Here is a 228-nt window from a genome sequence, read left to right as displayed (position 1 = left end):
CATGTTCGGCTGGGTGCCGTTCGTCGGCGCGATGCTGGGCAGCCTCCTCGGCGGCTGGTTCTCCGGCGTGCTGATCGCCCGGGGCTGGAGCGCGCTGGCGGCCCGCAAGCTCGCCATCGCCATCGGCTGCGCGATCATGCTGCCGGCACTGCTGCTTACCGCCGGCGCATCGACGCCGCTGGCGGCGGTGCTGCTGATCGCAGTGATCCTGTTCGGCTTCCAGGTGGC

At 71.5% G+C, this 228-nt stretch carries 1 pseudogene; it reads left to right on the top strand.

The window, feature by feature from the left end:
- Positions 1 to 228, top strand: a pseudogene (locus tag NLU14_RS23020) (hypothetical protein); the annotation flags it as partial.

Origin of the sequence: Marinobacter iranensis (assembly GCF_029207565.1) — a bacterium.
GTDB classification, from domain to species: Bacteria; Pseudomonadota; Gammaproteobacteria; order Pseudomonadales; family Oleiphilaceae; genus Marinobacter; species Marinobacter iranensis.
The sequence above is the reverse complement of the archived record's forward strand: the minus strand, read 5'-3'. Positions and strand labels throughout refer to the sequence as shown.